We start from the raw sequence: 20,911 nt of genomic DNA, 5'->3' as shown, positions 1-20,911 counted from the left end.
AACACACAACAATTTATTGTTAACAAAAAACAAGTTAGCAAGAACAAAATCTTAAAAACATCGGTTCTTTATAATAAAATTGAATCGAATGTGAATTCTTCTCTTAATTTCTATCAAAATTCATCGGACTTAAATTTTAAAAGTATTGAATTTGATATCCTGAAAAATGCGTATTTAAATGATAAACTTATCATTAAAAACAATGTAAAAAAGCTAAGTAATACCGAGTTAATTTTAAATATAACGGTCGCAAAAAAAGAGGAAAAGAAACAAAATATTATATGCGTGGCCACCTTTGGCTACAGCGTACAAAAAGCTTCTTAATCAATCTGTTAATTGATTTTTCAATTATATATGATTTTAAGTTGATTTGGTTTGTTAACGAACAGACTTGAGGCGATTTGTTTTAAGTCTGTTCTTATTTTATATATACTTCTAGCAATTTAGAATTTAAGGTTGAAGATAAAGAAACCTCTTTTACACATGCAGGTAACATAATAGTTTCCCCTACCTTAACATTCTCTGTTTGATTTTTGTAATTAAAATCTACTTCTCCATTAACACACATATAAATCACAAAACTGTCTTTATCTTTATGATTTACATCTAATTTTCCTTCAAAAGAAATTAAATTAGTTGTAAAATGTGGACAACTAACCATCTCAGAAGTTCCACCTTCTTTAACTTTATATAATGTCTTATAATCTTTTAAAGCCTTGTAATCAATAGCCTCTTTGGTTAACTCTGTATGTAATTCTCTATAATTACCATCAATATCTTGTCGATCCCAATCATATACACGATATGTATTGTCTGATGTTTGTTGAATTTCTGCCAATACAACTCCTGCTCCCACTGCATGTATTCTTCCTGTTGGAATAAAATATACATCCCCAGAAAGTACATTATCTATATTTAATAAATCAAGTAATGTTTTGTTCTTTACATGTTGTAAATATTCCTTTTCATTGGAGTCTTCTTTAAAACCAACCATGATTTTCGAATCCTTATCAGCTTGCATTATGTACCACATTTCTGTTTTACCAAACGAATCATGTCGCTTTTTAGCTAATTCATCATCAGGATGTAACTGAATACTCAGTTTTTCTTTGGCATCAATAAATTTAATTAACAAGGGAAATTGATTTCCAAATTTCTGATATACTTTATTTCCTAAAAAGTCTGTAGTATATAATTTCGTTAAGTCTTTTAAACTCTTTCCTTTTAAGCTTCCCTTACTTACGACTGTTTCATCACCATTTACATCTGAAATCTCCCAGCTTTCACCAATATTTTCTTTTGATGAGCTTTTTCCAAATAGTTGTATCAGTTTTTGTCCACCCCAAATTTTCTCTTTTAAAATGGGTTCAAATCGTAGTAGTAGGTCTATCATAAAAATTATCCGCTGTAGGTTACGTAGTTTCTAGGTGTTTCATATAAGGTTATTTCTAAGTCGTATTTTTTTTCAATCTTTACACGTAACTTATCATAAATAACTACAGCTATATTCTCCACTGAAGGATTTAAGTTCTTAAACTCTTCAACTTCAATATTTAAGTTTTTGTGATCAAAAGAATCTTCAACATGAATCTTAATTAGATCTTTTAGCTTTCCTAAATCATATACATATCCTGTTTCTGGGTCAATCTCTCCAGTTAGCGAAACTATTAATTCATAGTTATGCCCATGATAATGAGGATTACTACACTTACCAAAAACTTCAACATTTTTTTCATCACTCCATTTCGGATTAAACAGCCTATGTGCTGCATTAAAATGAGCTTTTCTATGTATTGTTATTCTTGGCATACTATACAAACTTTGCAATTTTACTATAAGACTCTTTAAAGATAATCTTAAACCATTCTGTATAAATTTCTGGCTTATTTTCAATATCTTTTTTCACCTCTTCTAAAGGCATCCATTTATAAGCTTCTACTTCTTCTGGATTGATATTTGGTTCTCCTTCAAACTTCCCTACCATGACATGATCCAACTCATGTTCGGTTAAACCATTATCAAATGGAGCTTTATAAATAAACCAAAAAACTTTTTCTAAATCACACGTAAATCCCATTTCTTCATCTAGTCTTCTAACTCCTGCTTCTAAAGAAGTTTCTCCATCACGTTGATGAGAGCAACAAGTATTCGTCCATAGTAACGGAGAATGATATTTATGTGCTGCTCTTTGTTGCAACATTAATTCTCCTTTTGAATTGAATACAAAAACCGAAAATGCTCTATGCAATAATGCTTTTTCATGAGCTTCAATTTTCTCCATTAATCCAATCGGATTATCCTTTTCATCAACTAAAATTACGTGTTCTTTCATCTAAAAAATTTACTAGAAGCAAACTTACAAAAATGATACCAGTTCAACAATTAAACCTTTGAACAGTTCCACTTTAAAACGTATCTTTGCAGCCTTAAAATTTATAGATGAGTTTTTTAGAAGAAATACAAAAGAGACGTACATTCGGAATTATATCGCATCCCGATGCGGGTAAAACTACTTTGACTGAAAAATTATTATTATTTGGTGGAGCTATTCAAGAAGCGGGTGCCGTAAAAAATAATAAAATTAAAAAAGGAGCTACTTCCGATTTTATGGAGATAGAACGTCAACGTGGTATCTCGGTTGCTACTTCTGTATTAGCTTTCATCTATAAAGACAAAAAGATTAATATTTTAGATACTCCTGGACATAAGGATTTTGCTGAAGATACTTTTAGAACATTAACTGCTGTTGATAGTGTTATTGTAGTTATTGATGTAGCTAAAGGTGTGGAGCCTCAAACAGAAAAATTAGTAGCCGTTTGTAGAATGCGTAAAATTCCAATGATTGTTTTCATTAACAAACTAGACCGTGAAGGTAAAGACGCATTTGATTTATTAGATGAAGTAGAGCAAAAATTAGGTTTAAAAGTGACTCCTATGAGTTTCCCTATTGGTATGGGATACGATTTTAAAGGGATTTACAACATTTGGGGAAAAAAATTAAACATATTCTCTGGAGATAATAAAACAACCATTTCAGAAGGAGTTGAATTTGATGATGTAAATAATCCAGAATTAGATACGATGATTGGAGAAGATGCAGCTGAAACACTTCGTGAAGAATTAGAATTGGTGTATGAAGTATACCCTGAGTTTAATCAAGAAGAATACATTCAAGGAGATTTACAACCTGTTTTCTTCGGATCTGCCTTAAATAATTTTGGAGTAAAAGAATTATTAGACTGTTTTATTGATATTGCTCCAAATCCACAACCAAAACAAGCAGAAGAACGTGTTGTAGATTCTAAGGAACAAAAATTAACTGGATTTGTATTTAAAATCCATGCGAATATGGACCCTAAACACCGTGACCGTTTGGCTTTCGTTAAAATTGTTTCTGGTACATTTAAAAGAAACACTCCTTATTTACATGTTCGAAATGGTAAAAAAGTAAAGTTCTCTAGTCCAAATGCTTTCTTTGCTGAGAAGAAAGAAATTGTAGAAGAGTCTTTCCCAGGAGATATTGTAGGATTGCATGATACAGGTAACTTTAAAATTGGAGATACTTTAACTGAAGGAGAAAAGCTAAACTTTAAAGGAATTCCTAGTTTCTCTCCTGAGCACTTCCGTTATGTAAATAATGCAGATCCTATGAAAGCCAAGCAATTATATAAAGGTTTAGATCAGTTGATGGACGAAGGAGTTGCTCAGTTATTTACTATGGAAATGAATGGACGTAGAATTATTGGAACCGTAGGAGCTCTTCAATATGAAGTAATTCAATATCGTTTAGAACATGAATACGGAGCGAAATGCTCTTATGAAAACATCAATGTACACAAAGCTTGTTGGGTACAACCAGAAGATGAAAAAAACGAAGAATTCAAAGAATTTAAACGTGTTAAGCAACGCTATTTGGCGAAAGATAAAGAAGGTCAATTGGTGTTTTTAGCCGATTCTGCTTTTACCATTCAAATGACACAAAGCAAATATCCATCTGTAAAATTACATTTCACCAGTGAATTTGAATAAAACCCACATCGCTATACTTTTCTTGATTTTTACTTCTTGTTTTGTAAGAGGTCAAGAAAACCTATCTAATTTAAAAGGAAAGGAATTACATAATAAAGTTCGTTTGAATTTTATTCCTGTAGAAATGCCTTCAGAAAAATTCCCTGAATTAAAACCTACCATGGGTATGATGGGATTGCATTATCAAATTCCTTTTAATGATTGGTTATATGGTGGTGTTGGTATGTATGCTGCTTTAACTGGTGACCAAGGTGGTTTATTTACCTTAGGTGTTGAACTAGGAGTAAATAAACAAGTATATAAAAACTTATATTTTGATGCTAACTTTCACTTCGGAGGTGGAGGTGGATATCGCAGATACATCAATGATGGTGGCTTTATAAATCCAAATATTGGTTTACAATTCAAGAAAAATAACTACTCCTTTGGTGTTCAATACAGTCATGTCGACTTTTATTCTGGAGAAATTAAAAGTAACTCGGTTTCTTTCTTTATAGAAATACCAAGTATTTTACGTTTTTCAGATTATAAGAATGCTCAAAAAGAATTTACTGCGGCCAATCTTTCTTCAGAGAACTTTTGGAAAAGACCGGCAGTTAAAAACGTACAGCAAGTGCGCTTTGATTTCTTTAAGCCTTTTGGTAAATCAAGAAAAGACAATGGAGATGAATTCGGAGAAACTTTATATGTATTAGGGTTTGAATATCAAAAGTACCTACAAGAAAATGTGTTTTTATTTGTTCATACAGATGCTATTTATAAAGGACTTCGTGCTGGATTTATGGACTTATTTTTTGGTGCAGGATATCACCCTTATCAATCTAAACATTTGAACATCTTTGGAAAATTAGGTATTGGTGCTGCAGGTGGTCGTATTGCTCCTGAAGGAGGACTTACCATCTACCCATCTGCAGGTGTTGATTTAAAAGTATCAGATAAGTTTGCTATTAGCGGACATGGTGGATACTATAAAGCATTAGATGGTGATTTTGAAGCTTATACCTATGGTTTTGGTATTAAATACTTCGGATTAAATGGAGGTACCGAATCCACTACTAATACAAACAATTATAAAACGCAGGGAATATCTGTTGGTATTGAAAACCAAACCTATTTTGATGTTGCAAAAACTGACGACCCTAGTAACATATTATCTGTAGATTTACAATTGCTAGCGCTTCAGTTTAATTATGATATCTCTAATCATTTTTATTTAATAGGGGAAGCTGGTTTTGCTTATGATGGTAGATCAGGTGGATATGCACATGGACTTGCAGGTATTGGATATAAAACACCTTCTGTATTAAACAACAAACTAAATGCATTTATCGATTTAGTTGGAGGGGCTGCTGGTGGTGCAGGTGTAGATACAGATGAAGGTATTGTAGTTAGACCTACTTTAGGTTTAAACTATAACTTAGCAAATAATTTTTCATTATCTGTTTCAGGAGGTAAATTCATAGCTCCTTTTGGTAATGTAAATTCAACAAATGTAAATATTGGTTTAAACTTCAATTTTGCAAGTTTAGCTAGTAAAAAATAAAGTGTAAATAGATTTAAATTAAAAAAAATGAACAACGGAATTTATGCAAAGTTCACTACTCCTAAAGGAGATATTTTAGTAAACTTAGAACATGAAAAAACTCCTGGAACAGTAGGTAACTTTGTTGCCTTAGCTGAAGGGAATTTAGAAAACGACGCCCGTCCACAAGGAGAACCATATTATAACGGATTAAAATTTCACCGTGTAATTGCTGATTTTATGATTCAAGGAGGATGCCCTCAAGGAACAGGAACAGGTAACCCTGGTTATAAATTTGACGATGAAATTCATCCTGAATTAAAACATGATGCTCCAGGTAAATTATCTATGGCAAATGCAGGTCCTGGAACCAACGGTTCACAATTCTTTATTACACATGTTGCTACACCATGGTTAGATGGTAAGCACACTGTTTTTGGAAGCGTAATTGAAGGGCAAGATGTTGTTGATGCTATTGAGCAAGAAGATGAAATGAATGTAGAAATTATTCGTGTAGGTGATGAAGCTGAAAAGTGGAATGCTGTAGAAGCTTTTAGATCTTTTGAAGGAGCTCGCGAGCAAAGAGAAGCTGAAGAGAAGGCACGTCAAAAAGAATTATTAGATCAGGTTGCTGCTGGGTATGATGAAACTCCAAGTGGTTTACGTTATAAAGTAATTCAAAAAGGTGAAGGTAAGAAAGCAACTAAAGGAGCTATGGTATCTGTACATTATAAAGGACAGTTATTAGATGGTACTGTTTTCGATTCTTCTTACAAGCGTAAAGATCCTATTGAATTTGCTATTGGTGTTGGTCAAGTAATTCCAGGTTGGGATGAAGGAATTCAATTATTACAAGTTGGAGACAAAGCTCGTTTAGTAATCCCTTCGAACTTAGCATATGGAGAAAGAGGAGCTGGTGGCGTGATTCCTCCAAACGCAACATTAATCTTTGATGTAGAATTAATGAATGTAAAATAATTTTACACCATATATATTATATAGGAAGCCCATTTACTAAAATGGGCTTTTTGTTTACCTATAATTAACGTTCTTAACATTAAGAATATTTAAAATTAAATATCATATTAAATTCCCTTAAAACATAAAAGCAGTTTCTTTTTGATCTTTGTTATGCACCTATAAAAAACTATAACAATGAAAAAACTACTACCTTTAATCTGCTTAACAGTCTTAACTATTTTTAATTCCTTCGCTCAAGCTAAAGTCTGTGAAACATCCAACAATCAACTTACCGATATCAATGATATTGGAATTAGTAAATGTGAAATAGAAAAGAGTACAGAACAAACAGCTACAAGGGCTATAAAAATCAACAAACAAAAAACAAAAACTAGATTTAGGAAAGTAAACGCTAAAAAAAATAATCTAAATCAACTGGTTGGAAATAGTAATATTCAATTAAGTCTAAATAACCAATCGCCAAACATTCAACTCCCAACACATAAAAAAGCAATTCTATTTGATTTAGTAGAAGAAGTTCCGTTATTCAGCGGATGTAAAAAAACATCTCGAAAAGAAAGTAGTAAATGTTTTAAAACAAAACTAAACAAACACATCGCAAAATACTTTCATCCAGAAGAAATTATAGAAGATTCTATAAATGAAAAAATTCTAATTCAATTTACGATTGGAATTGACGGGAAAATTTCAAACATAAAAATTAACAGTAAATCAAACAACAAGATGATTACCAAGGAATTAACTAAAATCATCAAAAAATCTCCAGATTTTACCCCTGGAAAAGAACAAGGTTTTCCTGTAAATGTTATCTACTCATTTCCAATAAACTTAACATTAATTTAAAGTATAAAATTCTAAATTTTATTAGCTTCGTTCGTTGGAAAAAAATAAAAATTAAATCAACTAAACCCCTTCGATATGAAATCCCTCTACTCTACTGCGATTGCGGTAATGCTATCAGTTGCTTGCTACTCTCAAACCGAACAATGTACAACCCCAGATGCATCTGTATTAGACCCAAATAGTATTACTAAATGTAGTATTGATGATGTAAAAAAAACTCTTGAAGATATTAATGATAAAGAGGTTAGCGTTAAGTACAGAAAAAAAAGAACTAAAGTTAACTCTAACTCTATGAACAGCGCTAATGACGCTAAAGTACAAGCTAACACACAATTGATTAGTAAAATAGAACTTAAAAAAGATGTGTTATCAAGTGTTCATAAAATTCCTTTTCATTTAGTAGAAGAAATTCCTCTTTTTAAGAGTTGCGAAAATGTTCCTTTGGTTAAACAATCAAAGTGTTTTGAAAAACAAATGTCTAAACACGTAATAAACAACTTCAATTACCCACAAGAAGCATTGTCAAAAAAAATAGAAGGACGTATCTTAGTTCAGTTTACAATTGATGAAACTGGAAATGTTATTGACATCAGAAAAAAAGGTCCTGAAGGTACCGATATTTTAAAAGACGAAGCTGTTCGACTTATTTCAAAACTTCCACAATTTGTAGCTGGAAAGCACAATGGAAATAAGGTAAAAGTTAAATATGGATTACCAATTACTTTTAAATTACCTAAAAGTTAGAGAAAAAAAAATTAGCATAAATTTTTCTTTTTTTATTAAGCACTTGATTTAAAATATCTTAACAAAATTATAAATTCAAGTAAAAATTTGTGCGTTTTTATTTTTTACCATATATTTACAACCTATTCTATTTAAAACATTTAATATTAACCCCTTAAATAGGCACAATTATGGTTAAAAACCCCTTAGTAATTGCAGCTATGTTCTTCACAATGATAGCAGCTGCTCAGCAGGAGCATTGTACTACTCCAGATGAATCAATTGCCGATCCTAATAGTATAACGAAATGTGCAGTAGACGAAACTGACGGTTCTAAAAAAACGTTATCTATTGAAGTTTCTACTCGTAAAAGAGTTGTAAGAAAAAATAAAGAAGCGGTTAGTTCAATCGGAATGAACAGTAATAATAAAATCGCCGATATAAAGAAAAACACACTACTTGTAGGTAAGTTAGAGTTAGAAGATAATTCTGCTACAATTGAAAAAGTACCATTTAACATTGTTGAGGAAATTCCTTTATTTCCAAAATGTAATAATGTTCCTTTAATCAAACAAGCAAAGTGTTTTACTGATCAAATGTCTAAGCACGTTATTAGTAACTTTAAGTACCCAGAGTCTGCCATCAATCAAGGTATTGGAGGAAGAGTTCTTGTACAATTTACAATTAGTGCTACTGGACAAGTTCAAGATATACTTTTAAGAGGACCTCAAAATGGAGAAGTCTTAGAAAAAGAAGCAAAAAGAATTATCAATAGACTTCCTACGTTTACACCTGGAAAGCATAATGGTAAAGCTGTAAAGGTTAAGTATGGAGTTCCAATTACATTCCAATTACCTGAAGGAGTTACTAGAACTAACACAGGAAAGAGAGCTAGAACAACCAAAGTTGCAAAAGCTCCAGTTAGAAAAGCTACTAAAACGACTGTTGCGAAAGCAAAAGCTATAACAGATTATGTAAAGTTTTCTCAAGTACACAGCATTCCACAGTTCAAAGCTTGTTCTAAAGCATCAGACATGCAAAAGTTAAACTGTTTCAACGAGAGAATGATTAGTCATATCCAAAGAAACTTTAACTATCCTGAAGCTGCAGCTCAACAAAACATTCAAGGTAAAGTTTGGGTTAGATTTATCATTGACAAGAATGGTAATGTAGTAAACATTAAATCTAAGGGACCTCAAAATGGAACCCTATTAGAAAAAGAAGCTGAAAGAATGGTATCTAGATTACCCAAATTCAGCCCAGGACAGCACGATGGTAAAGTTGCAAATGTAGAGTACTACATTCCTATCAACTTCCAGTTAAAAGAATAGACAGGTTTTTAATCAACTATATTTATATAAAAAAGCGAGTTCAAATTGAACTCGCTTTTTATTTTATTATTCTAATTTCTTATAGTTTAAAATCTATTATCTCCATCTAATATATCTCCAATTCCTCCCAAAATACTCCCTTCTCCTCTATCTCCTTTTCCCGTTTGAGGAGCCATAGCCAATACTCTTCCAGCTAATCTACTAAACGGTAAAGATTGAATAAAAACAGTTCCAGGTCCTTCTAATCTTGCAAAAAACAAACCTTCACCTCCAAAAATTGTATTTTTAATTCCTTTTACAAATTCTATGTCATAATCTACGTCTTTTGTAAAACCAACAATACACCCAGTATCTACTTTTAACACCTCACCTGCTTGCAATACTTTTTTAGACATGGTTCCTCCGGCATGAATAAAGCCCATACCATCACCTTCCATTTTTTGCATGATAAAGCCCTCTCCTCCAAACAAACCTCTTCCTAACCTTCTTGAAAACTCAATACCTATAGACACTCCTTTTGCTGCGCATAAAAAAGCATCTTTCTGGCAAATAAACTTTCCTCCAAATTCACTTAAATCAATTGGTACAATTTTACCTGGATACGGTGATGCAAAAGAAACTTGCTTCTTACCCTGTCCCACATTTGTAAAAACAGTCATGAATAAATTCTCCCCTGTTAATAAACGTTTTCCAGCAGAAAAAATCTTCCCTAGAATTCCTTTTTCTTGATTAGATCCATCTCCAAAAATTGTATTCATTTCAACATTTGAATCCATCATCATAAAACTCCCAGATTCTGCTACCACCCCTTCTTGTGGATCCAACTCTATTTCTACATATTGCATTTCTTCGCCAAAAATGCGGTAATCTATTTCGTGTGCATTCATAAATAATAAGTTTTATAGATTAGACTAAGATAATTTCATTTTGTTACGACTTCACCTTCAAACTCCATTCAAACTCAAACTTTGAAACAGATATTCCTTCTTCATTAATTCCTTCAGAAGTAACCAAAACTGTTTGTCCTTCTCCTGTTTCAACCGATCTTTGAATTGCCTCTTTAATAGCAATTCCGTCATTACATTTAAACTGAATTTTACCAGTAGCTTTTTTTGTAAAAGTTGCATTCATATTAGTTACTAACATAGATACCTTTTTACCAGAAAGATCTATTGCTTGCATAACTAAAATTCCTGTAGAAAGTTCTGCTGCCATCCCTTGAACGGCCCAAAACATCGATCTAAATGGATTTTGATTGATCCATTTATGCTTAACCATGACTAAAGAATCTTCTTCAGAAATAGACTTAACTCTTATTCCACAGAAAAATGCAGATGGTAACTTGAACAAAGTAAAAAAATTAATTTTGCTAGGTGTAAATTTCATTTTATCAGTATTTACAGGCAATGTACGGCTTTTTATTGAATATTTATCAAAGCATTCAAATGTTAAAAAATGTTAAATTTTAGTACTATGTATTGCATAATACCTTTTAAAAGATATATATTTGCAATGTAAAGTATTATACAATCCATATTATTATGCAACACAATAACGAAAACACAAATGCTTTTTTAATACATATATCTGCTTTTGCAGGCTATTTATTTCCTTTTGGTAGTATTATTACACCATTAGTATTATGGCAAACATTAAAAACCAGAAGCTTGTTTTTAGATGAACATGGTAAAGAAGCCGTGAACTTTAATATTAGCTTTGGACTATACATTTTCATCCTAAGTGCTTCTTTCTTCTCTTTTATTTTCGGAAATGTTTTTGACATTTTTAACGGAGTAGATATTGACTTTGGAGGAAATCATGGCTATGGAGGTTTATTTGGTTTTATCGGCGTAGCTTCTTTAGCAACCGTAATAACCTTAATAAAAATAGCCTTAATCATAATAGCAGCCATGAAAGCAAACAAAGGAGAAGATTACAAGTATCCTTTTACAATTAAATTTATTAAGTAACAACATAAACCACTCTCGATGAAGATAGAAAATACAAAAGCGCAAATGCGTAAGGGAGTTTTAGAGTATTGCATCTTATCAATATTACAAAATGGAGATGCCTACACTTCTGAGATTCTCTCTAACCTAAAAAGCGCAGAAATGATTGTGGTTGAAGGTACCATATATCCGTTATTAACTCGATTAAAAAACGCAGGATTATTAACCTATAGATGGGAAGAATCAACCTCAGGGCCGCCTCGTAAATACTACGTATTGACTGAAAATGGTCAATTATTTTTAAAAGAATTAGACAAAACCTGGAATAATTTAGTATCAGCAGTAAACCAAGTAACAAGTACAAAATCAACTAAAAATGAATAAGACAATAAATATAAATTTAGGCGGATTCTTCTTCCACATAGATGAACTGGCTTATCAAAAATTAAAACGCTACTTAGATGCTATTTCGCGTTCCCTTAGTGATGACCCACAAGGTAAAGAAGAAATTATCGCAGATATAGAAACTAGAATTAGTGAACTTTTATCTGAAAGAATTACAGATGCTCGTCAGGTTATAAATGAAGGTGATATTGATGAAGTTATTGCCATTATGGGACAACCAGAAGACTATACTGAAGCTGAAGAATATGCTGAATCTGGTTCTTACTATCAAAGAAGAAACCAATCTTCTAAAAAGTTATTTAGAGATGGAGAAGACAAATTCCTAGCCGGGGTAGCTTCAGGTTTAGGACACTATTTTAATATAGATGTAATTTGGATTCGTTTAGGTTTCTTACTTCTTACTTTAGCTGGATTTGGTTTTGGTGTTATTGGATACATTATTCTTTGGGTATTATTACCTGAAGCCAAAACAACTTCAGAGAAACTTCAAATGGAAGGTGAAGCTGTAAATATTGACAACATAGAAAAAAAAATTAGAAACGAATTTGAAAACATCTCTTCAAAGGTAAAGGAAGGCGCCCATGAATTAACCGATAAAATCTCAAACGCCGATTACAAAAAACTAGGTAACCAAACTAAATCAGGTGCTCAAGATTTTGTAGATACTTTAGGAAAAATTTTGCTAACCATCTTTAAAGTGTTTGGTAAATTCATGGGCGTACTTTTAATCTTTACAGCAGGTGTTACTATAATTTCTTTACTGTTTGGATTGTTCTTTGCAGGGAGTTTTGAAATATTGAATTTTGATGGTGATTTAGTTCACTACCCACCTTTCTTCTATGATGCTACTTTACCTAAATGGTTGTTAACTACCTTTATCTTTATGGCAATTGGTATTCCATTTGTTGCATTGTTTATTTTAGGTTTAAGAATCTTATCTCCTAATTTAAAAAAGATAGGTACACCAACCACGTTAACCTTATTAGGAATATGGTTTGTAGCTGTATTAGGATTAGGTTTCTCCGCTGTAGAATATGGTACTTCACGTGCCTATGATGGTAGCAATGTTAGCAAACATAGTTTGACATTCAATCAGGAAGAGCCTCTTAAAATTCGTGTAGTTAACGATGATAACATTTACTACATGCATAGTTTAAGAAGAAGAGGAAATAGTATTGATGTAAATGTTAACGATAAAGATACTAAGTACTCTAACAATGTTAAAATTGATGTAGCAAAAAGCGAAACTGGTAATGCTTATATTGAAATCAAAAAGACTTCAGAAGGAAGAAGACGTAGTAAAGCTGGAGAGAATGCTAAAAAAATAGTGTATAACTTCAAATCTGCCAACAACACCATTGTTTTTGATGCTTTCTATTTAAGTGAAATTCAAAACCTTTGGAAAGAAGAAGAAGTTAAGGCAACTATTTATATTCCAGAAGGAACCACCATTTATTTTGAAGGTTCTTCTAGAAACTTCTTATATGGCGTAGATAATACAGAGAATATTTACGATAGAGATATGGCAAATCATCATTTTAAAATGACTTCTAAAGGTTTGGAGTGTAATGATTGTGAAACTGATAAAGATGAAGATCGCAACAACTCAAATGATGATAATAATGCTGACGATGATAATGATAATGATAATGATAATGAAGTTAGTTTTATGTTCGATAGTACCATCAATGATATCAAAGCAGAATTTATCATTGATAGTAATACGACCAAAAGAGAACTTGAAAAATTAATCGACTGGTTTAAGTATCGAAAAAATATCGATATTGATATTAGCAATGCTTTATATGATGCAGAGAATAAAATAAAAAGACTACGATTAGAGATTGATTGTAATGATGGCTATAAAGGAGTTGTTAACATCTCTAACAATGTAATAAATGATCTTTCTAAAGGTTTTAGAAGATTATATAATGAAGAAGGAAATCTTGCCTTTAAAACTTGGTAATCATAATCTGAAAAACTATGAACACACTATTTGATTTCTTTTTTAAAGGCAACTTTTTCTTTAAAATCATAAGCCTATTATACGCACTTCTTGTCTCTTGGGTAATGAACGGCCAAACAAGTGAAATTCCAAGTTACAAGCCTATTGATCATACATTATATGAAGAAATTGTAAAAATGGATAGCATTTATTTTCAAGCATATAATACATGTGATATGAAAACACAAGCTTCTCTATATCATGATAACTTAGAGTTTTACCACGACAAAGGAGGAATTGTAACCTCTAAAGAGGAGCTTTTGGAATCCCTTGAAAAAAACATTTGTGGTAAAGTAACACGTACATTAATTAAAGGAAGTATTGAGGTATATCCTATTCCAAATTACGGTGCTGTTCAAATTGGTTATCATAAGTTTTTTAATAATAGAGAACCTAATCAAAAATCAATTCCAAGTAAATTCATTGTTATTTGGAAAAAAGAAGAAAAACTGTGGAAAATAACAAGAGTTATAAGTCTACACTAAAATATAGTTTCTACTAAACACATTAGTTCATTAGTTAGCTAACTCTAATGACACTAATACTTGGTTTTATTAGTTTAGAAGGCCAAAGCATATTGCTTTGGCCTTCCTCTTATTTAATAAATAATAATTTTAAATTTTATTCTTCTATAGTAGGTTGCTTTTTTAACTTTTTACTTCCTTCGTACAATTCATATTTCACAAAACGACAATCTAAATCGGCATTTTTAAGTGGAATTCTTCTTGAGGTTCGTAAACCTACGTGTTTTAACGCCTGAATATCTGAAGTAATTAACCAAGCTGTTGAATTAGAATAATTATGCTTTAAGGTATCCCCTATTTTCCTATAAAATTCTTCTACATCAATATTTAAACGCTCTCCATAAGGCGGATTAAATAAAATGGTAGTTTTTCCAAATACTTCTTTTTTAGAGTTAAAAAAGTTTACATGATGTACTCCGATAAACTCTTCTAAGTTCGCATTGATAATATTTTGTTGTGCTTTTCTCACTGCTGAAGGCGCTTTATCGAATCCCATTATTTTAAAATGTGAACTTTTTATTTTCTTCAACAATGAATCTTGAATGGTAAAGTATAAGTCTTCATCATAATCATTCCAGTTTTCAAACGCAAAATGTTTACGGTTGATATTCGCCGGAATCTTATTAGCTATCATAGCTGCTTCTATTAAAATAGTTCCAGAACCACACATTGGATCGATAAAATTCTCTTCTCCTTTATAACCAGACAATAAAACTAATCCTGCAGCCAATACTTCATTAATTGGTGCAATATTGGTCGCACTACGATACCCTCTTTTATGTAAAGACTCTCCAGAAGAGTCTAAAGAAATGGTTAACCATTCTTTATGAATGTGAATATGAATTTTAACATCTGGATACTTTAAATCTACATCAGGTCTTTTACCATACTTATGACGGAAATAATCTGCAATCGCATCTTTAGATTTTAAACTTATATAATGCGAATTTGTAGTGAAATTTCTAGAATTTACAACAGCTCCAATAGCAAAAGTTCCATCAGCATCTAAAAAGCGTTCCCATTTTACTCGTTGAATTGCTTCATATAAATCCTCTTCATCAAAAATCTTACTACGTTTAATTGGTTTTAAAATACGAATCGCTGTTCGTAAAGCAATATTAGCCTTATACATGAAGCCTTTATCTCCTCTAAAAGAAACATTTCGAATTCCTTCTTTTACCTCACGTGCACCTAACTGTCTTAATTCATCAGCTAATACACCTTCTAAACCAGCCATTGTTATAGCTGTCATTTTAAAATCTTGCTCCATAAAAACCTATAAAATTGAATTGCAAAAGTACCATTTTAAATAATTGTAAACACAGAGTATATTCAAAATGTAAGATTTACGTATTTTTGCAGACCTTATAGCATATGAAAACAACAGATTGGTTTAGCGAATGGTTTAATACACCATATTATCATATTTTATACAAGCATAGAAACGACGCTGATGCTCAGTTTTTTATGCGTAACATTACTGAGTTCTTAGCACTTCCTCAAGCAAGTCATATTGCTGATTTACCTTGTGGTAAAGGAAGGCATTCTGTGTACTTAAACTCTTTAGGATATCAAGTTACAGGTGGTGATTTGAGTGACAATAGTATTGAGCATGCAAAACAATTTGAAAACGACACCTTAAAGTTTGAGGTTTGGGACATGCGTACTCCACTTGAAAACAAGTATGATGCAGTTTTTAATCTGTTTACAAGTTTTGGTTATTTTGAAGATGATAATGAAGATATTACTATCTTAAAAAGTATAAAAAACGGATTAAAAGAAAAAGGTGTTTTCGTTTTAGACTTTTTAAATGTTGAAAAAGTAAAAGAAAATTTAGTTACAGAAGAAACAAAATCTATTGATGGTATTGATTTTCATATCACTCGTGAGATTAAAAATGGTTTTATCTTAAAACATATTAGTTTTACGGCTGAAGGGAATGATTACTCTTTTACTGAACAAGTTAAATTTTTGACCTTAGAAAAAATGAGGAACTATTTTAACTCCGTAGGGCTACATATCAAAAATGTTTTTGGAGACTACAACCTGAATGATTTTAATGCTTCATCTTCTGATCGTTTAATTATTGTTGCTGAATGAGTTCATTGATTCTAATAATATCTGTATTAATAGGGGCTTTAATTGTATTGTATTTAAAGCCAAACACAAAGTTTGTTCGTTTACTACTAGCTTTTAGTGGTGCTTACCTATTATCTGTTACCATACTTCACTTGATACCAGAAGTGTATGTAGAAACTTCGAATTCAAAAAAAATCGGTATTCTTATAATTCTGGGAATTCTTATACAGTCTATTTTAGAATCATTTTCAAAAGGAGCAGAACATGGACATGTACATATTCATTCTGAAAAAAACCAATTTCCTTGGTTACTTTTTGTTAGTTTAAGTATTCACGCTTTTACGGAAGGTTTACCTATTCATGATCATGGTGATCACCAACACAATCTTTTATGGGCTATTTTCATACATAAAATTCCCATTGCTATTGTACTTACAACATTTTTAATTAAAGCCAAGTATGATAAAAAAACGGTAGCGTTGTTTTTAGTTTTTTTCGCTTTAATGAGTCCTTTAGGAATGTATGTTTCAGAAAAGGTTACTTTTTTACATAGGTATCACGCTGAAATTATTGCCGTAACTATTGGTATTTTTCTTCACATCTCTACTATCATTTTATTTGAAAGTTCAGAAAATCACAAATTCAACTTTCAAAAGTTTACTGCTATTTTGTTAGGTATCTTACTGACTGTTTTTACTTTATAATTTCTTTACCTATATTTAGGTAGTGCAAAATACCTAGTTGTAGGTATACATGTCACGTCTTTTTTGCACTTTATTTGTAGTAAAATTATTTGAAATGACTAAAAAAACTACAATACAGCTATTGCTATTTCTATTGTTTTTAAAGACTCTGAATGGTTTTAGTTTTCAATCTAAACCAATAGTTAATAAAGATAGTACTATCCTTGTTGATGGAACTTCTTATTATATGAAAATCAAAGATATTGATCGATTTAATAAAGAAATTGCCAATAAGGACTATAAATCAATCTCACGGAAATATTCATTAGAAGATTTAAAAGCTCTTTACTATTTTAGAGATAAAGATTCTATACCCAATAATTTCAAGAATAATGACTTCTTCTTAGATTTCTATAAAAAATATAGCAAAGATGAATTACAATATTTTACCATTAAAGCTCTCGTTGATTCCGATCATAGAATAGATTATGACCATGTAGTCAATAGAAATCAAAGAAGAAATTTTAATGGAGTTGGTTTTATAATTCACAAAAATTTTTTTGATAAAAAAGATGACAATTTTTATTACTTCAAACATGAAACCACCTCATTACGCAACTTGGGAATATGTCCTGGCCAAGCTTTTGCAAATCAGACAAGACCTAAAGGAATATTGGCTACTGTATTTGCTATAAACAATAAAACAGTACTCACTGTAAAGCACATATTTTCAAACAGTAACATACGTCCAAGTGACTATTATATCGTCTTTGGCTTTATGTATAAAAACAACAAGTTACCTTCTAGGTTTAGTGCGTCTAACGTTTTTAAAATAAGTTCTATAGAAAATTTAACAACAACAAAAACAGAAAAACGGTCAAATGATTACACAATTATTAGAACAGCTAGAAGAATTCCTTCGAAATATAGGTTAGAACCTTTATTTAAAGAACTAAACGTTGGAGCAAAACTATATACAATTGGGCATTGCTCGTTTTTACCGCTAAAACTTAATGGGTCTGCCTCTATCAAAGGAAAAGAGGATGGGATATATCTAACAAACTTAGATGGATTGCCAGGAAGTTCTGGAAGTCCTGTTTTTTTTAAAGACAAAGTTGTAGGAATATACTTAGGAGGTAATAATGGTCCTGATAATAATGGTTATATAACCACCTGTATTTCTATAAATAGTGCTAACGATTGCCTACAATGTAAACTTCCTATCTCTTGTAATTTTAATTTTAACAGTTGTCATGAAAATATACTACCATTATATCATTTAAAAGATAAAATTTAATACTAATCAAATAAAAACTATTATGAAAACCTACAAAACAATTTTAATCGTATTTCTTAATTTTTTATTGTTAACTTCTTGTTTGAATAAGGAAGCTTCTAAACAAGCTAATAAAGAAGTACTTCAACAAAATGACAAGAATAACAATAACTGTCGAGAACCCTTTAATCGATCTGAACCAGACGAAAATTTGATGTTAAACATTAATTTAAAAGATCGTCTTAATTTTCAACCTTTCCACTTAGATTTAATTAATTCATTTGCCATTTTAGGTAAGTTTGAAGCGAAAAGTAATGATTCTGTTAATATAGATTTTCGTCTTAAGGAGAGATATGGATGTGATCAGCTAAAGATAACCAATATAGAACTTACAAAATTCAACTTAGGAGAAAACCCTTGTAACCTTCAAAATGGCACTAAAAAATATCATATCACTATATTTATTGAAAAATTAGATGACAATGAATCAAAACAAGACTATACAGGTTTTAATAGTGATTTTGTTTTTTCTAATAACGATATAATAGATATACATATAAAATCATCTATTCAAGGACTAGGATCTATATCAATTCCTACTTCATGCTCAGATGCTTCTTCCCCAGATTTAGGAAATGGTGCATGCAGAGGGGGAATTAAAACAAATATTTAATATTAAAAATCAGAAAAATAAAAAAAATAACTCTTTATATAACTCTTACGGTTTTAGTGTACGCTCAGGTGTACACTCAAACCTTTAAACAAGGTATCAAACAACTTAAAAAGTATAATTTAACCTATTTGGATACCAGTTCGTTCAATAACATTTCTGAAAGTGAAAAAAAGTTTTTTCTTTTCCAGTCAAAACTTATAAAAACAGGAAAAATCGATAGTTTATTAATAGTCAATAAAAAAAAGAATAAAAGAAATTTAATAATTCAACTGATATTAGAAGGAGATTTTCAATTGTTTAAGAATCATAATGATTCCTTAGCTTTTAACTTATACAACCAAGGGTTAAACAATGCTTTAGCTATTAAGGATACCGTATTTATCAATGAAAGTATAAAAAAAATTGTGGCCCAGTTGTATAAAAATAGGAAGTCAAAAAATACTTTACTAAGTTATTTAGACATTTTAAAAAACTATCTATATGACTTGAATGAAAAAACTTATTATAACTATTATTATTATACTATTCAAGCAAATATAACTAGAAAAGAAAATGTAACTATTCTTAAGCAAAAACTTCAAGAAGCTGATAGTCTAGACAATGATTATTTAAAAGCTAAATTTCATCAAATGATAGCATTGCAATATCAATATTTTTTAACCAAATTAGATAGTTCCTTATATCATAATCAAAAAGCCCTAACATTCATTAATAAAAAAGATTATAACTACTTTAGAAATGAACTGTTTGGAATAAATATGAATATTGCTATATTATATCAACTACAAAAAAACTATATAAAATCTAACGACTATTTAACCCGTGCAAGTAACGTTAAAATCCCTCGTTATAGATACTTAGAAAAAATTAAATTGAACAATCTTTTTTCCAAAAACTATTCTCATTTAAATAACTATAAATCGGCTTACTATTATCAAAACCTTTCTAAAAAATACGCAGATTCATTAAATGAATATAATAAAGCTATTGCTTTCAATGATATAAATACAAAATATCAAACCGAAAAAAAAGAAAAAGAAAACATTGAATTAAAAGCAAAAAGAAAACAAGACAAATTAATTCTTTTAATAGGGGCTATTTTTGTCCTATTTGGTGGTATTGTTACGTATCTCAACCTTAAAAACTCCAAAAGAAAGCGTTTGTTAGCAGAGCAACAAAAAGAGCTAGAGAAACAGAAAAACCTTACTTTATTAAAGGAGCAAGAGATAAATACGATCAATGCTATGATTGATGGACAAGAAAAAGAACGTGTTCGTATTGCAGAAGATCTTCATGACAATATTGGTTCTGTTTTAGCTACTTTAAAGCTTCACTTTGAAAACCTAAAATTAAACAGAGAAAAAGAGCACTTTAATCAGGAAGAATTATACTCTAAAACTGAAAAACTCATTGATGAAACCTACTTAAAAGTACGTAGTATAGCACATGCAAAAAATGCTGGAGTAATTGCTAACAAAGGTCTTTTGATAGCGATAAAATTAATGGCTGAAAAAATATCCGATGCTAATAGAATAACTATTGAAGTATTAGATTTTGGCTTAGATAAGCGTTTGGAAAATAGCCTAGAAATAGCTGTTTTTAGAATAGTACAAGAACTTACTACCAATATTATTAAACATGCCGATGCAACGCACGCAACTATCAATATTTCTCAATTTGATAATAATCTAAATATTATTATTGAAGACAACGGCCGAGGTTTTAATATGAATACTATCGAACTTAAAAACGGAATGGGCCTCAACTCTATTCAAACCAGAATAGAACACTTAAAAGGTACCTTCGAAGTAGACTCTACTATAGGAAAAGGAACGTCTATAATTATAGATATCCCTATAATAAATACCTAAACCTAAGTATAATAAAC

21 protein-coding genes are annotated in these 20,911 nt (G+C 30.8%); 15 read left to right on the top strand and 6 right to left on the bottom strand.

Features of this window, described 5'->3' with window-relative positions:
- Positions 1-418 precede the first annotated feature (418 nt).
- From Q0873_RS14505 to idi, 3 genes are read right to left on the bottom strand one after another with little or no spacing between them, the layout of a single operon-like run.
- The gene (locus Q0873_RS14505) at positions 419-1,393 is read right to left on the bottom strand and encodes a type I phosphomannose isomerase catalytic subunit (protein WP_299108587.1); all 975 of its coding nucleotides are present in this window, start codon (positions 1,391-1,393) and stop codon (positions 419-421) included.
- A gap of 5 nt (positions 1,394-1,398) precedes the next feature.
- Positions 1,399-1,809 carry a 6-carboxytetrahydropterin synthase gene (locus Q0873_RS14500; RefSeq protein WP_299108585.1) on the bottom strand — a complete coding sequence of 137 codons (411 nt, stop codon included), beginning with the start codon at positions 1,807-1,809 and terminating at the stop codon, positions 1,399-1,401.
- 1 nt (position 1,810) lies between these two features.
- Complete coding sequence (gene idi, locus Q0873_RS14495) at positions 1,811-2,332, bottom strand: isopentenyl-diphosphate Delta-isomerase (protein ID WP_299108583.1); 522 nt, start codon at positions 2,330-2,332, stop codon at positions 1,811-1,813.
- 107 nt (positions 2,333-2,439) lie between these two features.
- On the opposite strand from idi, the gene Q0873_RS14490 reads away from it, so the two are divergent.
- From Q0873_RS14490 to Q0873_RS14465, 6 genes are all read left to right on the top strand, one after another.
- A complete protein-coding gene (locus tag Q0873_RS14490) occupies positions 2,440-4,029 on the top strand; it encodes a peptide chain release factor 3 (RefSeq protein ID WP_299108581.1) in 1,590 nt (529 codons plus the stop codon).
- On the top strand, positions 4,022-5,572 hold the full coding sequence (locus Q0873_RS14485) for a hypothetical protein (RefSeq protein WP_299108579.1): 1,551 nt from the start codon (positions 4,022-4,024) through the stop codon (positions 5,570-5,572). The genes Q0873_RS14490 and Q0873_RS14485 overlap by 8 nt, the downstream gene beginning before the upstream one ends.
- A 27-nt stretch (positions 5,573-5,599) precedes the next feature.
- A complete protein-coding gene (locus Q0873_RS14480) occupies positions 5,600-6,529 on the top strand; it encodes a peptidylprolyl isomerase (protein ID WP_299108576.1) in 930 nt (309 codons plus the stop codon).
- Positions 6,530-6,706: 177 nt separating this feature from the next.
- Entirely contained in the window at positions 6,707-7,375 is a 669-nt protein-coding gene (locus Q0873_RS14475; protein ID WP_299108574.1) for an energy transducer TonB, read from the top strand.
- A 75-nt stretch (positions 7,376-7,450) separates the two neighbouring features.
- Positions 7,451-8,119, top strand: a complete 669-nt coding sequence (locus tag Q0873_RS14470) for an energy transducer TonB (RefSeq protein WP_299108571.1) — start codon at positions 7,451-7,453, stop codon at positions 8,117-8,119.
- Positions 8,120-8,289: 170 nt separating this feature from the next.
- Entirely contained in the window at positions 8,290-9,429 is a 1,140-nt protein-coding gene (locus Q0873_RS14465) for an energy transducer TonB (protein WP_299108568.1), read from the top strand.
- An 86-nt stretch (positions 9,430-9,515) separates the two neighbouring features.
- Here Q0873_RS14465 and Q0873_RS14460 read toward each other — a convergent pair whose 3' ends face one another.
- Positions 9,516-10,316: a TIGR00266 family protein gene (locus tag Q0873_RS14460; RefSeq protein ID WP_299108566.1), complete on the bottom strand. Its 801-nt coding sequence runs from the start codon at positions 10,314-10,316 to the stop codon at positions 9,516-9,518.
- Positions 10,317-10,359: 43 nt separating this feature from the next.
- A complete protein-coding gene (locus Q0873_RS14455; protein WP_299108564.1) occupies positions 10,360-10,815 on the bottom strand; it encodes a DUF4442 domain-containing protein in 456 nt (151 codons plus the stop codon).
- A gap of 155 nt (positions 10,816-10,970) precedes the next feature.
- Here Q0873_RS14455 and Q0873_RS14450 point away from each other — a divergent pair, with 155 nt between their 5' ends.
- The 4 genes from Q0873_RS14450 to Q0873_RS14435 are packed head-to-tail and all read left to right on the top strand — an operon-like array spanning position 10,971 to position 14,273.
- On the top strand, positions 10,971-11,399 hold the full coding sequence (locus tag Q0873_RS14450) for a DUF4870 domain-containing protein (RefSeq protein ID WP_299108562.1): 429 nt from the start codon (positions 10,971-10,973) through the stop codon (positions 11,397-11,399).
- An 18-nt stretch (positions 11,400-11,417) separates the two neighbouring features.
- Positions 11,418-11,762: a PadR family transcriptional regulator gene (locus Q0873_RS14445; RefSeq protein ID WP_299108560.1), complete on the top strand. Its 345-nt coding sequence runs from the start codon at positions 11,418-11,420 to the stop codon at positions 11,760-11,762.
- On the top strand, positions 11,755-13,749 hold the full coding sequence (locus tag Q0873_RS14440) for a PspC domain-containing protein (protein WP_299108558.1): 1,995 nt from the start codon (positions 11,755-11,757) through the stop codon (positions 13,747-13,749). The genes Q0873_RS14445 and Q0873_RS14440 overlap by 8 nt, the downstream gene beginning before the upstream one ends.
- A 17-nt stretch (positions 13,750-13,766) precedes the next feature.
- Positions 13,767-14,273: a nuclear transport factor 2 family protein gene (locus Q0873_RS14435; RefSeq protein WP_299108556.1), complete on the top strand. Its 507-nt coding sequence runs from the start codon at positions 13,767-13,769 to the stop codon at positions 14,271-14,273.
- Between the two features lie 136 nt (positions 14,274-14,409).
- Here the strand turns inward: Q0873_RS14435 and Q0873_RS14430 are convergent, their stop codons facing one another.
- Positions 14,410-15,582 carry a THUMP domain-containing protein gene (locus Q0873_RS14430; protein WP_299108553.1) on the bottom strand — a complete coding sequence of 391 codons (1,173 nt, stop codon included), beginning with the start codon at positions 15,580-15,582 and terminating at the stop codon, positions 14,410-14,412.
- Between the two features lie 104 nt (positions 15,583-15,686).
- Here Q0873_RS14430 and Q0873_RS14425 point away from each other — a divergent pair, with 104 nt between their 5' ends.
- The 5 genes from Q0873_RS14425 to Q0873_RS14405 all read left to right on the top strand — a co-directional run bounded on the left by Q0873_RS14425 (position 15,687) and on the right by Q0873_RS14405 (position 20,894).
- Positions 15,687-16,412 (top strand): class I SAM-dependent methyltransferase, encoded by a 726-nt coding sequence (locus Q0873_RS14425; RefSeq protein WP_299108551.1) that lies wholly within the window; start codon positions 15,687-15,689, stop codon positions 16,410-16,412.
- Entirely contained in the window at positions 16,409-17,095 is a 687-nt protein-coding gene (locus tag Q0873_RS14420) for a ZIP family metal transporter (protein ID WP_299108549.1), read from the top strand. Before Q0873_RS14425 ends, Q0873_RS14420 begins: the two co-directional genes overlap by 4 nt.
- Before the next feature lie 94 nt (positions 17,096-17,189).
- Positions 17,190-18,371, top strand: a complete 1,182-nt coding sequence (locus Q0873_RS14415) for a hypothetical protein (protein ID WP_299108547.1) — start codon at positions 17,190-17,192, stop codon at positions 18,369-18,371.
- 22 nt (positions 18,372-18,393) lie between these two features.
- On the top strand, positions 18,394-19,023 hold the full coding sequence (locus tag Q0873_RS14410) for a hypothetical protein (protein ID WP_299108544.1): 630 nt from the start codon (positions 18,394-18,396) through the stop codon (positions 19,021-19,023).
- 128 nt (positions 19,024-19,151) lie between these two features.
- Positions 19,152-20,894 carry a sensor histidine kinase gene (locus Q0873_RS14405; protein WP_299108541.1) on the top strand — a complete coding sequence of 581 codons (1,743 nt, stop codon included), beginning with the start codon at positions 19,152-19,154 and terminating at the stop codon, positions 20,892-20,894.
- Positions 20,895-20,911 lie beyond the last annotated feature (17 nt).

The organism is uncultured Tenacibaculum sp., from assembly GCF_947498805.1.
Taxonomy (GTDB): Bacteria; Bacteroidota; Bacteroidia; order Flavobacteriales; family Flavobacteriaceae; genus Polaribacter.
This window is presented reverse-complemented; position numbering and strand designations above follow the sequence as displayed.